Raw genomic sequence first — 11960 nt, forward strand, 5'->3', positions numbered from 1 at the left:
CTCCTTAGCTGAACTGGGCCAGCCCGAAAATGGGCGTGGACGCCGCCGCCATGTCGCGGCGTTCCATCATCCCTGCCTGACGTGCCTGATGTCCCGCGTCGATGGCACCAGCAAAGGCACCAGCCATACGCACCGGATCGCTGGATTTCGCGACGGCGGTATTCAGTAACACAGCGTCGAAACCTAATTCCATCGCCTGGGCCGCCTGACTCGGCGCACCGATCCCGGCGTCAATAATCAGCGGAACGTCTTTAAACCAGGCACGCATCGTGCGTAAGCCCTCAATATTGCGTAATCCCTGCCCGGAACCGATGGGCGCGCCCCATGGCATCAGCACTTCACAGCCGGCATCCAGCAGTTTCTCGCCAACAATCAGGTCTTCTGTGGTGTAGGGAAAAACATGAAAACCCTCGGCACACAAAATACGCGCCGCTTCAACCAGGGCAAAAGGATCGGGCTGCAAGGTGTCGGCATGACCAATCACTTCAAGTTTGATCCACGACGTGGCGAACAACTCCCGCGCCATATGTGCAGTGGTAACGGCTTCTTTAACCGTATGACAGCCTGCCGTGTTCGGTAATACGCGTTTATTCAGCGTTTTCAGAAGGTCGCGAAATGCGCCGCCCTGGCTTCCTTCACGACGTAAACTGACTGTAATAATGTCTGCGCCCGATGCGCTGACGGCCTGTTGCAAAATATCTGGCGAGGGATAACCCGCCGTGCCCAGTAAAAAACGTGACTGCCCGCTATAGTCGTAAAACATCGTTAACCTCCCTGCATCGGTGATAACACTTCCAGACGACAACCGGCCTCAAGCGGTTGGGAGGAATAGCGTTCCCGGGGAATAAAGGTGCCGTTAAGCGCGCTGGCGACACAGTCCGCATCAATATCCTGTTCCGCCAACAATTCAGCCAGCGTCCGGGCCTGAGTCTCAATAGCAAGGCCGTTCAGTTCTATTTTCATCGCATTCCCTCTGACGTAAGTTGTTGCATAAGCTTCTCGGCCATCATCGGGGCCAATAAGAAGCCGTGACGATACATACCGTTGATGGAAAAAATGCCGTTTTCATAACGAACATCGGGCAGATTATGAGAGTAAGCCGGACGCAAACCCGTACCGCTTTCAATGATGCGTGCTTCGGCAAGGGCAGGATGGATGCTGTAAGCAGCGCTCAACAGTTCCATCATTGCGCGCGCGCTGATCGGGCTGTCATCCTGGCTTTCGACCATGGTCGCGCCGAGCATAAAATGCCCTTGCGCTCGAGGTACCAGATAACAGGGAAAGCGCGGGTGCAGAAGGCGAACCGGCCGGGAGAACGTTATCTCATTCGTCTGCAGGATGACCATTTCACCGCGTACGGCGCGGAGTGCCGGCAGGGATTCCTGGGCATGGATACCACGGCAATCAATAACGTTCCCACTGGGTTTACCGCTGTGAAAATTCACGCCAGCATTGATTAAGCGCGTTTGTAACTGTTGCATTGCCAGACGGGGATCAAGATGGGCTTCTGCAGCGAAAAATAGTCCACGCGCAAAACGGTTTTCCAGCGCGGGTTCGATCTCTGCAGGCATCACCCACTGATGTTCAGACGTCATGTTCGCAAAACGGGTTAATTCAGCACGATCGCGCGGCGGCGCAATCACCAGCGTGCCCTTTTGTTCAACGCCGCTGATGCGGGCCGACCACCATGCAGCGGCATGCTGGCCCCAGTCCACCACCTGCTGCGGCGCACTTTCCGCTTCGCACCAGGGGGCCAGCATGCCGCCAGCCCAGTGGGAAGCCGCCCGGCAATCGGGTAACGTGATGATTTCGACATTTTCGCCGCGCTCCGCCAGTAACGTAGCAATGCACAGCCCGGACACACCACTGCCCAGCACCGACCAGCGGCTCATTGCCAGCCAACCTGACAGCGTAAAATCAGAAACAGGATTTTCACATTGGCCTCTCTTTTAAATCAGAGACCCGTGATACGAGAAGGGAAAAAGCATGAGCACAGTAAAAGCAGGCTCTGCGGCAAGTATCTGCACTGGGCGAAGATACCCGTCTTCCTACGCCAGTATCAACTGGGTCAGGTTCTAAGGGTCGCTAAGCCGCGCATTGCGCTATTAGCCTCTCAGTCTCTTTGGCGAGACTCCCCTGACGGGTTCTAGTTGTATTTTAAGCTGCGTCTTACGTCAAGGCTGACGTAACAATTTGTCATCAGCGTCTAAGGCACATTCAGATAACGCAGCAAGGCGGTCATACAGGCCGCGCCCAAAATAATCACGATAAGCGGGGCTTTACGCCAGGCAAGAAAAAGGGCAAACGACACACCCAACAACCTTGCCATCCCGGCAAAATGCTGGCCTTCAAACAGGGTGGTGGTGGCCGCTACGGCCAGTAACAGCACGGTTGCCGCATCAGATAGCATATGCTGCGTCCGTTCACTGACAGGCAACCTGTTACCCAGTTTGACGCCGGCATAGCGAATGGCATAGGTCCCGGCGGCCAGCAGTGCAATTCCTGCAATAATTATCGGGTGATTCATTTACGCGATCTCCACGTCAGCAGCCCTAACAGGGAAAACAGAACCGGCATACCTGCGGGAACAAATGGCGTGACCACCAGCGACACCAGCGCACCTGTCGTCGCAGGGATAGAGGTGCGGGGTTTACGTAGCGCCGGGAAAATCAGGGCGATAAGAATGGCGGGGAAAACGGCATCCAGACCGATAGCGGAAATACTCGGGATAAACTGACCAATCGCAGCCCCAAGCATCACGCTAAATGGCCAGATCAATCCAATACCGATGCCACAAAGCCAAAAGGCACTGCGGCGCTGGGCCAGTGTTGGCTGAGAGATGCCAAATACCACACTTTCATCGTTCATGATGTGACAGCCGAGCAGGCCTCGCCAGCCCTGAACCACCAAATCTTTAACAGCAATACCGAAGGGGAGATGGCGTGCGTTAACCAGCAGGCCCGCCGCTGCCGCAGTCAACGGGCTGCCACCGCCTGCCACGATGCAAATAAATAAGAATTCTGATGCACCAGCCAGTACGAGAGTCGATAACGCCAGTGGCACCCAAAACGGAAAGCCATCCGCAGTAGCAAGAGAACCATAAGACAGGCCTACAATCCCATCTGCGATACAGACCAGAAAAATCGCTTTAATCACGCCCTTATCGAGCGTCGTTTTTTTTGCCGGCATCAAAATCAAATCCCATATCGAACGTTTTATCCATTATAATGAACATCCAACATGTATTACAAGATGAACGATACGTTCGTTTTAATGAACAGGATGAATGATGAGTACGCCCATTAACATCATTGCCAATAGCTTAGTGAGAGAACGTCAGCGTACTGGCCTGACGCTCGCTGAGGTGGCACGTCGCGCAGGTATTGCAAAATCGACCCTGTCTCAGCTTGAAGCCGGTAATGGCAATCCCGGCATTGAAACATTGTGGTCACTGTGTGTGGCGTTGAATATTCCTTTTGCCCGCCTGATGGAGCCGGAAGCGAATCGCCTGCAGGTTATTCGCCGCGGCGAAGGTCCAGCGGTGGCCGCCGAGCAGGCTGACTATAAAGCGGTGCTGTTGGCAACCTGCCCACCAGGCGCTCGACGGGATATCTATTTGTTGCACATCCAGCCCGGTAGTGAACGCTGCTCACAGCCGCATTCGCCCAATACCATTGAACATTTAATTTTAACCCAAGGGCGTGCGCTGGTGGGTCCGGTCGATTCACCGGTTGAACTGGCGGTGGGCGATTACATCAGTTATCCGGGCGACAGTGAGCATATTTTCCGCGCGCTTGAGCCCGACACGCTGGCGGTGTTGGTCATGGAGCACGTGTGAAGGCAGGCTTCCCTGCCTTCGTTTACCCATGCGCTGTCATGACTGCGGAACCCTGTCTGAGGGAAGCCAGTGAGATGACTCGATGCGCGCTCTTCTCCAGTAAGGCGAGGTCATGGCTGACCAGCAAAATGGCACAACGCTGCTTTGTTGCCAGCCCGGTAAGTAGCGCCAGCGTCTGCTGCTGAACAAGCGGGTCCAGACGCGACGTCGGCTCATCGGCAAATAAAAAGACAGGGTCCAGTAGCATGACCCGCAGCAGGGAAAAACGCTGAAGCTCGCCACCTGACAAACCAGAAGCCGGGCGGCTCAGCAAATCATGCGCTAATGCCAGTTGCACCATCAGTTCATCACGTCGCTGAACCGTGGCGTGGTGCAGACGCAGCACATCATCGATAACCTGTGCCATCGACACGTCAGGTGGAAAAATGGCTGAGGGATCCTGATACAGTTTTTGGTAACGTAACTTACTGATATTGCCGGGCCGTATGACTCTGCCTGCATCCGGTTTTATCAGACCACACAGCGTATCTCCCAGGCTACTTTTACCACAGCCGCTTTCGCCGTAAAGCCCTACGATTTCACCGGCCCGAAAGGTTAAAGCCGCATCGTGAAACAGCCTTTTTCCTGAACGTTTCAGCGAAAGGCCTTCTGACTGTAACACGACGGTTTCATCACAGGGCACCCGCAAGCCTGTCGCCCAGGCCTGCGGTTCCGCCGCCAGCAACTGTTGCGTGTAACGCTCTTGTGGCCTGCTCAGCACCCGCCTGGCACTGCCCTGCTCAATGACCTGGCCTTTATGCATCACCATGACATCGCCAGCCAGCTGCCTGGCCAGTGCAATGTCGTGCGTGATCGTCAATAAGGTTTCGCCCCGAGCAACCGCCGTGTTCAACAGGCGACCTATTTCATCCCGTCGTGCGACGTCCAGCCCTTTAGTGGGTTCGTCTGCAATCAACATCGTGGCCCCACCAGCACGAGCCGCCGCAAAACAAACGCGCTGGGCCATTCCGCCTGAAAGCTGCCAGGGAAAACGCGCTGAGGCCTGCGTAAGACCCAGATGATCGAGCGCTTCTGCAGTGGACTGCTGGGCGTCATGACGCGGTAAACCCCGTACGTAACGGTAACCTTCTTCAACCTGAGCATTAACGCGCATCGTCGGATCGAGCGCGAGCCAGGGTTCCTGCGGCAGTGATGCAATGCGGTGTCCCCACAGCGCCCGAAGATGAAGCAAATCGGTTTGGAGATCATAGTGTTGCCCGTCGATCTCAACGATGCCTTTTGCGTACAGCCCCTGAGGTAATGCGCCCATGATGGCCTGGGCGAATAAGCTTTTCCCCGATCCGGTTTCCCCGACCAGCGTCATGGGCCTGCCTGGTTGAATGACCATGCTCACAGGCTCGACGATGCAGTGTTCGGCGTAAACGGCGACCTGTTTTATCACCATGCCAGTCATATACGCTCCTTGTTCACCAATAAATTCAGGCCGATCAATACGATAAAAAGCGCCATTACAGGCTGCAGTAAAAGCCAGGGGGCTTCCCAGGCATAGGGAAAGAGTTCTGTCATCATCAGTCCCAGCTCTGGCGTTGGCGGTCGTACGCCCACGCTGATGAATCCCAATGCGGACACCGCCATAATGGCATTGCTAAACGCATACACCGTTAATGTCAGCAGCAAAGGCGCCATTGCTGGCCACAAGTGTCTGCGCAACAGATAGACCATCGAGAAACCAAGCAGTAAAGAGGACTGGACTGCCGGAGACGTAACGACGGGCCGCAAGGCGGCTCGCGTCACACGGAAAAACTCCACCCACAGTACCAGTGAAATACCGAGCCACAACATGCCTGGCGAGTCTGGCGCGATAGCGGCTAACAGCAACACCAGCAACAGACCGGGAAGCGCCAGGCACATATCCGCTAACGCATTGCATATCCGGTCAACCCAGCCACCGTGCCAGGCACTGATGATCCCCGCCAGGGTGCCCATCGTCAGTGCCGTAATGACGCACATCGCCGCCAGCCCCAGCGACAGACGAAGCGCCGCGCTTAAACGGGCCAGCATTGAACGACCAAGGTGGTCATAACCCAGCCAGGCCTCTCCAGTGGGAAGCTGTAACATCTGCAGCAGGTCCTGTTGCACGGGGTCCCCGGAACTCAACAGTGGCACCAGCCAGGCGAACGCGAGCAACAACAGGAGGAGAGTCAGACCCGTTTTTTGACGGTAGGTCATGCGCGTTTCCCCCTTGGGTCCAGTACGTAACACAAGCCATCGACAAGCATATTTAAAGTGACAAATGTCAGCCCCAGTACCAGCGCACAGGCCTGAATTACGGGCACGTCCCGGGCAAAAATCGCATGCACCAGTGCATGGCCAATACCCGGCCAGGCGAACAGCGTTTCGACCACCACTACACCTTCCACCAACCAGACAAACTGCATGCCGAGCCAGGTCACGACCGGCACGCTGAGGTTGCGTAGACCGTGCCGCCAGAACAGACGCGAGCCAGACAGTCCTTTCTGTGCCCCCCAGCGATACCAGGTTGCGGTGACGGCCTGATGCGTTGCCTCACGTACCACACGTGCGCCCACGGCACTCAGTGACAACGCCAGGGTCATTGAGGGCAGGATGAAATGTCGCCACTCTCCCTGCCCTGCACTGGGCAGCCAGCCCAGGCGCAGCGCAAACAACACGACAAGCAGCAGGCCCAACGCAAAATGTGGAATCGATTTGAGTATGGCTGCCAGCCAGTTAATGAGCCGGTCCAAAAAGCCGCCTGGATGGCAGCCCGCCCAGAGACCAATCGGTATAGCCAGCAACAACGTCAGCAACAGGGAGAAGCCGGCAAGCGCAAGCGTTTGTTTTAATTGCCAGGCCAGTTCGTTGCTTACCGGCTCACCCGATACCAGTGAATGACCAAAATTGAAGCGCAGCAGATCCCACAGCCATTGCCACAGTGCATTTCCCTGAGCAGTGATATCCGCCAGTTGCTGTTGTACTTTGGCGACGGCGGCCAGATCGACCCGATCATAACCATAACGCCCCGATGCAATGCGCCAGGCCATATCACCTGGTAACGCCTGCACCAGAACGAAGGTTAAAATGCCGACGGCGAGAACGACAAAAGCGGCCTGGCACAGGCGCCAGCTGAGTTGTTTAAGCATCACTTCACCCATCTCATATCACGCAGACCGAAATGGCGTTCAAAGGGATCAAGCGTGACCGAGGTAAGATTGACATTGACCGCTGCCGACTGCTGATACCAGGCGATGGGGATCACAGGCAAATCACGCTGTAAAGCCGAAGTAATGACCTCTCTGGCCTTTTGCCTCATCGCAACATCATAACGGCGTGATAGCGTACTGAGCGCCTCACCAAAGGCCTTGTCATGCCAGTTCATCGCGCCCCAGTCACCGCCCTGGGTGCCGTAATCCTGAAGCAGCGTACCGGTGGGATCGGGTGTTAAGGCAAAATTACGGGCGAACAGCGCCATCTGCAGGCTCCCGTCATGATGACGGGCAGGGATTTCACTGGAGTTGGTTGAATTGATGACGACATCAATTCCAGTCTGACGCAGTTGCTGTTGGATCACTATGGCGATTAACGGCAGTTCCGGGCGATCCGGATAGGTTAACAGCGTGAGCGTAAACCGCTGCCCGTCGCGCACCAGAATCCCATCCTGGCCGGGCTTCCAGCCTGATTGTGTGAGTAATGCTGTTGCGCGCTGTGGTGAGAAATCCAGGGCCGGTAATGCGGGATTGTGCCATTCCGCCATTGAAGGCGGAAACATCTGTGTTGCCGCACCGGGATAGCGCAATATCGCATTGGCCAGTGCGCGACGATTAATCGCCAGGCTTAACGCCTCTCGCGTGGTTTGCTCTTTGAGAAAAGGATGAGCCAGGTTCAGTTTGAGCATGACCGTCCGCGGAACGGAAACGGTAAGAAGTTGCAGGGATTTTTTTTGTGACAGGCGTTGGCGACTGGCTGCATCAAGGTTAAAAACATAATCGGCGTCTCCGCTTTCGGCTAACAGTGCGCGGGTTTCTGCACGTCCTGCGGATAAAAATTCAGCGTTAACAATGGCGGGTTTATTCCCCCAGTATCCCTCAAATCTTTTTACGCTCAGCGTCTGAGGCGGTTGGAAACGGACTAACTGGAAAGGACCGCTACCAATGATGCGCGTGACGGCGTTTGCGTTATCCCATGATGCCAGCGCCAGAATTTGTGAACGGCTTTCCGCCAGTACCGCCAGGAGCGGCGTAAAGGGTTCACTGAGCGTAATGGTGACCTGTCTGTCTTCGCCGACGATCGATGTTATTGGGGCTTTATCCAGTAAACCCGGCTTACTGCGGGCGATATTCAGTGATTTTACGACACTTTCAGCGGTGACCAGAGATCCATCGTGAAAGTGCGCGTTCGCCCGCAGCCTGAAACGCCATTGCAGACCGTCAGGAGAAGCCTCCCAGCTCTCTGCCAGCGCAGGAACAGGCGCACCTTTGATATCTGTCTCCACGAGTGTTTCAACGACATCCATGCGAAGTAAAATATCACCGGAAAGCGCAGGATCGGTCCCTTTAATTTCGAAAGGGGCCGCAATTCGAACCGGTCTGGTCTCGTCAGCATAAGCACTCAATGAAGCCACTATCAGGCCCGCAATCGCGCTGTAAAACAGGCTTTTAAGTTGTGTCATGATATTTCTGTTTACCACATAATATTTCCCAGAATGCATAATGTTATAACATATCATTTAAAATCAAAACCCATTAAAGCGCAGGGGGATTAGAAACGAGTCAGCTCCGCTTCTCGCTGCCAGTATGTGTTTCAATCATCCTGACAAACAGTGTTGAAAATTACCTTCATTTTGTTATGTTATAACATTATATATAAAACTGATTTGAAGGATAACGCATGGCACACCATTCCCTCCCCGACTTCCAGGACTCTCGTTTACCGGTTTCTGTGCTGTCGGGTTTTCTCGGCGCAGGTAAAACCACGCTTCTTAACCACATTCTTAACAATCGTGAGGGGCGACGTATTGCTGTCATCGTTAATGACATGTCTGAAGTCAATATTGATGCGGCGTTAGTGCGCAACGGCGGTGCTGAGCTGTCGCGTACCGATGAAAAGCTTGTAGAGATGAGTAATGGCTGCATATGCTGCACACTTCGTGAAGATCTGCTGCTGGAGGTCAAACGGCTGGCGCAGGAAGGTCGTTTTGATCATCTGGTCATTGAATCAACCGGCATATCTGAACCGCTTCCTGTGGCAGAAACCTTCACCTTCGCCGATGAGGACGGTGAAAGTTTATCCAGTATTGCCCGACTGGATACGATGATTACTGTCGTAGATGGTTATAACTTCCTTCGTGATTATCGTTCCGTCGACTCACTGCAGGCGCGCGGTGAATCCCTGGGCGAAGAGGATGAACGGTCTGTCGTAGATTTACTGGTTGATCAAATCGAATTTTGCGATGTACTGGTCGTCAATAAAACAGACCTGATCAGCGAGGAAGATCAACAGTCGCTTAAAGCAATGTTGCATTCATTGAATCCGCGAGCGCATATCATCACCAGCCATTTTGGTAACGTCCCACTTGATCAGGTGCTGGATACCGGGCTGTTTGACTTTGATCAGGCTGCGCAGGCACCTGGCTGGCTAAGAGAACTTCGTGGCGAGCATCAACCAGAAACAGAAGAGTATGGTATTCGTAGTTTTGTTTATCGCGCCAGGCGGCCCTTTCACCCCGAACGTTTCTGGCATGCTGTTAACCACCAGCTTGATGGTGTGATTCGTTCCAAAGGCTACTTCTGGCTGGCCAGCCGTCCGGAATTTGCTGCAATGTGGTCACAGGCAGGGGCGGTTGCCCGTCATGGACATGCCGGAAGCTGGTGGGCCAGCATTCCACGTGAGAAATGGCCTCAGGATACTGAGTCTCTTAATTTTATTGCAGAAAACTGGCTGGATGGTATTGGAGATGCCCGACAAGAACTCGTATTTATCGGTATAGAAATGGATGAAAAACAGGTGCGTAGTGCTCTTGACGCCGCGCTCTTAACACCACAGGAAATGGCTCAGGGGCCCGCATACTGGGTGACGCTTTCCGATCCGATGCCGGGCTGGTTTGAGGATGCGGAATCCTGAGGGTCAGATCCGGGGCGCTTCAGATAACCTGCTGTGGTGAACAGTCAGTCAAATCATTCTGTCGCGCAGTCCTTCAGAATAAACCGGCGCACAACGATGCGCCGGTTTTAGCTGTGAATCCGCAGAACAAACTTCAGTAAGGCTCATTAACGGCGGTTTTTCCATACTGTCTGCACATTACAGAACTCATGCACGCCAAAGTGTGACAGCTCGCGGCCGTAGCCACTCTTTTTGACACCACCGATAGTAACGCGCGGATCGGAAGCGCCATTGCCGTTAATAAAGACTGCGCCCACTTCCAGCTCATCACTCATGCGTGCGGCAACCTCTTCATCAGCGGTCCAGACTGTTGCACTCAGCCCAAAATCGCTGTTATTGGCGATTTCCAGCGCATGCTGAGCATCGTTTGCCACTGCAATTGCCGCCACGGGACCAAACAGCTCTTGTCTGAAAGCGGTCATGTCGTTGGTGACATCCGCAAGGATGGTTGGGGCGTAATAATTGCCCTGCCCTGCTATTTTCTCGCCGCCTAATACCAAACGTGCACCTTCACGCAAGCTGGCTTTGACCTGCTCATCGAGCTCATCGCGCAGATCGGCTCGTGCCATCGGACCGATGAAAGTCTGTTCATCAAGGGGATCGCCAATTTTGAGTGATTTGACTGCGTCAACAAAACGCTTTTCAAACTCATCTGCGATGGATGCTTCGATAATAAAGCGTTTAGCGGCCATGCAAACCTGTCCGGTATTTTGATAGCGGCCTGTTACTGCCGATTTTACGGCTTCATCAAGGTCAGCATCGGCCAGCACGATAAAAGGGTCCGATCCCCCTAACTCAAGCACCGTCTTTTTCAATGCCGCACCTGCCTGTGCTGCGATAGCTGCACCGGCACGGACGCTACCTGTTACAGCAACAGCTGCGATGCGATCATCTTTGATTGCTGCTGAAACACCCTCGTTATCAACATTAATCACATTAAAACCGCCTTTTGGCAGGTCAGTCGCATCAAACAATTCTGCCATCAGCGTAGCGCTGCCCATGACGTTGGGGGCATGTTTGAGTAGGTAGGTATTGCCAGCAAGAAGCATGCCTACCGCACCGCGCAGAACCTGCCAGAAAGGGAAATTCCACGGCATAACGGCCAGAATAACGCCGATTGGACGAAATGACTGCCATGCATCAGGAACCTGAGAAGGCTGGTCTGCCAGCATTGCAGGTCCATGTTCCGCATACCAGTCACACAGGTTCGCGCATTTCAGGATCTCTCCTCTCGCCTGTGCAACGGGCTTACCCATTTCAAGAGTAATCATCCGTGTCAGTTCAGGTTCGCGCTCACGAAGCTGTTGGCTCAGTTGACGAAGCACGCTTACACGGGTTGCCATGCTGCTTTGCCGCCACTCTTTGTAAGCCGTTGCGCTGGTATTTAGCGCTTGCTCCAGTTCAGAAGCGTTTTGCATTGGGTATTGGGCAAGAATCTCGCCTGTTGTGGGATTACGTGAAATCGCAAAGTCAGTCATGGACTTGATCCTTTATCAATAAGAGACCCGATCACCATACGCTGGGATGATGCTGATGAAAAATGAATAATAGTGAGCAAGTTGTTTATAAAAAATGAAAGAAGAATTTATAAAGAGAATGATCCTTTGAGAAAATCATTATGATCGACTTTCTCGCTATGCTTTCAGAAAAGGCTGTGAGGATACTCGCAAGGTGTGCGCAGAGAGGCTGTTTTTTTGAGTTATCCACTTATACAGTGATTAGTTCCTATATAACGATCATAAAGAGATCCCTTATAGATCCAAAGAGATCCCCGATCGCCGCAGGCCGCACCACACAAGGGCTGAGAGGGTGTTGTCATTCACTGTAATCAGTAAAGTATTCACTGTAATCAGTACTTTATTCACTACACACAGTAGAAAGTTCACTATAATCAGTGCTAATGTTCACTGTAGTCAGAAAACGATCCTTTTCATCCACAGAATGA

General features: G+C 53.6%; 12 protein-coding genes and 1 riboswitch. Of the genes, 2 read left to right on the top strand and 10 right to left on the bottom strand.

The features are described 5' to 3' along the window. Window positions 1-4 precede the first annotated feature (4 nt). The 5 genes from QNH99_RS22510 to QNH99_RS22530 all read right to left on the bottom strand — a co-directional run bounded on the left by QNH99_RS22510 (window position 5) and on the right by QNH99_RS22530 (window position 3189). Window positions 5-763, bottom strand: a complete 759-nt coding sequence (locus QNH99_RS22510; RefSeq protein ID WP_096011687.1) for a thiazole synthase — start codon at window positions 761-763, stop codon at window positions 5-7. A 2-nt stretch (window positions 764-765) separates the two neighbouring features. Then, window positions 766-963, bottom strand: a complete 198-nt coding sequence (gene thiS, locus QNH99_RS22515) for a sulfur carrier protein ThiS (RefSeq protein WP_172896872.1) — start codon at window positions 961-963, stop codon at window positions 766-768. Further along, window positions 960-1892 (bottom strand): FAD-dependent oxidoreductase, encoded by a 933-nt coding sequence (locus QNH99_RS22520; protein ID WP_172896873.1) that lies wholly within the window; start codon window positions 1890-1892, stop codon window positions 960-962. Before QNH99_RS22520 ends, thiS begins: the two co-directional genes overlap by 4 nt. A gap of 136 nt (window positions 1893-2028) precedes the next feature. Beyond that, window positions 2029-2148, bottom strand: a riboswitch (TPP riboswitch). Window positions 2149-2206: 58 nt separating this feature from the next. Then, complete coding sequence (locus tag QNH99_RS22525; RefSeq protein ID WP_256852847.1) at window positions 2207-2527, bottom strand: AzlD domain-containing protein; 321 nt, start codon at window positions 2525-2527, stop codon at window positions 2207-2209. Next, entirely contained in the window at window positions 2524-3189 is a 666-nt protein-coding gene (locus QNH99_RS22530; protein WP_283355773.1) for an AzlC family ABC transporter permease, read from the bottom strand. The genes QNH99_RS22525 and QNH99_RS22530 overlap by 4 nt, the downstream gene beginning before the upstream one ends. A 100-nt stretch (window positions 3190-3289) precedes the next feature. On the opposite strand from QNH99_RS22530, the gene QNH99_RS22535 reads away from it, so the two are divergent. Beyond that, window positions 3290-3838 carry a helix-turn-helix domain-containing protein gene (locus QNH99_RS22535; protein ID WP_063877008.1) on the top strand — a complete coding sequence of 183 codons (549 nt, stop codon included), beginning with the start codon at window positions 3290-3292 and terminating at the stop codon, window positions 3836-3838. A 22-nt stretch (window positions 3839-3860) separates the two neighbouring features. Here the strand turns inward: QNH99_RS22535 and QNH99_RS22540 are convergent, their stop codons facing one another. Genes QNH99_RS22540 through QNH99_RS22555 form a run of 4 tightly spaced genes read right to left on the bottom strand, consistent with a single transcriptional unit; the run spans window position 3861 to window position 8525 of the window. Continuing rightward, complete coding sequence (locus QNH99_RS22540) at window positions 3861-5291, bottom strand: ABC transporter ATP-binding protein (protein ID WP_283355774.1); 1431 nt, start codon at window positions 5289-5291, stop codon at window positions 3861-3863. Next, entirely contained in the window at window positions 5288-6067 is a 780-nt protein-coding gene (locus tag QNH99_RS22545; RefSeq protein ID WP_063877006.1) for an ABC transporter permease, read from the bottom strand. The genes QNH99_RS22540 and QNH99_RS22545 overlap by 4 nt, the downstream gene beginning before the upstream one ends. Beyond that, entirely contained in the window at window positions 6064-6999 is a 936-nt protein-coding gene (locus QNH99_RS22550; protein ID WP_283355775.1) for an ABC transporter permease, read from the bottom strand. Before QNH99_RS22550 ends, QNH99_RS22545 begins: the two co-directional genes overlap by 4 nt. Next, window positions 6999-8525, bottom strand: a complete 1527-nt coding sequence (locus QNH99_RS22555; RefSeq protein ID WP_256852843.1) for an ABC transporter substrate-binding protein — start codon at window positions 8523-8525, stop codon at window positions 6999-7001. Before QNH99_RS22555 ends, QNH99_RS22550 begins: the two co-directional genes overlap by 1 nt. Window positions 8526-8743: 218 nt before the next feature. Here QNH99_RS22555 and zigA point away from each other — a divergent pair, with 218 nt between their 5' ends. Beyond that, entirely contained in the window at window positions 8744-9976 is a 1233-nt protein-coding gene (gene zigA / locus QNH99_RS22560; RefSeq protein WP_283350404.1) for a zinc metallochaperone GTPase ZigA, read from the top strand. Window positions 9977-10122: 146 nt separating this feature from the next. On the opposite strand, the gene QNH99_RS22565 is transcribed toward zigA, so the two are convergent. Next, window positions 10123-11493: an aldehyde dehydrogenase family protein gene (locus QNH99_RS22565; protein ID WP_410516512.1), complete on the bottom strand. Its 1371-nt coding sequence runs from the start codon at window positions 11491-11493 to the stop codon at window positions 10123-10125. Window positions 11494-11960: the final 467 nt, after the last annotated feature.

Source organism: Pantoea allii (assembly GCF_046529425.1).
GTDB lineage: Bacteria > Pseudomonadota > Gammaproteobacteria > Enterobacterales > Enterobacteriaceae > Pantoea > Pantoea allii.

Coding starts and splice junctions, on each gene's coding strand:
- QNH99_RS22530 (WP_283355773.1), bottom strand. CDS start 3,189: ATGCCGGCAAAAAAAACGACGCTCGATAAGGGCGTGATTAAAGCGATT.
- QNH99_RS22565 (WP_410516512.1), bottom strand. CDS start 11,493: ATGACTGACTTTGCGATTTCACGTAATCCCACAACAGGCGAGATTCTT.
- QNH99_RS22525 (WP_256852847.1), bottom strand. CDS start 2,527: ATGAATCACCCGATAATTATTGCAGGAATTGCACTGCTGGCCGCCGGG.
- QNH99_RS22510 (WP_096011687.1), bottom strand. CDS start 763: ATGTTTTACGACTATAGCGGGCAGTCACGTTTTTTACTGGGCACGGCG.
- QNH99_RS22535 (WP_063877008.1), top strand. CDS start 3,290: ATGAGTACGCCCATTAACATCATTGCCAATAGCTTAGTGAGAGAACGT.
- QNH99_RS22555 (WP_256852843.1), bottom strand. CDS start 8,525: ATGACACAACTTAAAAGCCTGTTTTACAGCGCGATTGCGGGCCTGATA.
- thiS (WP_172896872.1), bottom strand. CDS start 963: ATGAAAATAGAACTGAACGGCCTTGCTATTGAGACTCAGGCCCGGACG.
- QNH99_RS22520 (WP_172896873.1), bottom strand. CDS start 1,892: ATGAGCCGCTGGTCGGTGCTGGGCAGTGGTGTGTCCGGGCTGTGCATT.
- QNH99_RS22550 (WP_283355775.1), bottom strand. CDS start 6,999: ATGCTTAAACAACTCAGCTGGCGCCTGTGCCAGGCCGCTTTTGTCGTT.
- QNH99_RS22540 (WP_283355774.1), bottom strand. CDS start 5,291: ATGACTGGCATGGTGATAAAACAGGTCGCCGTTTACGCCGAACACTGC.
- QNH99_RS22545 (WP_063877006.1), bottom strand. CDS start 6,067: ATGACCTACCGTCAAAAAACGGGTCTGACTCTCCTCCTGTTGTTGCTC.
- zigA (WP_283350404.1), top strand. CDS start 8,744: ATGGCACACCATTCCCTCCCCGACTTCCAGGACTCTCGTTTACCGGTT.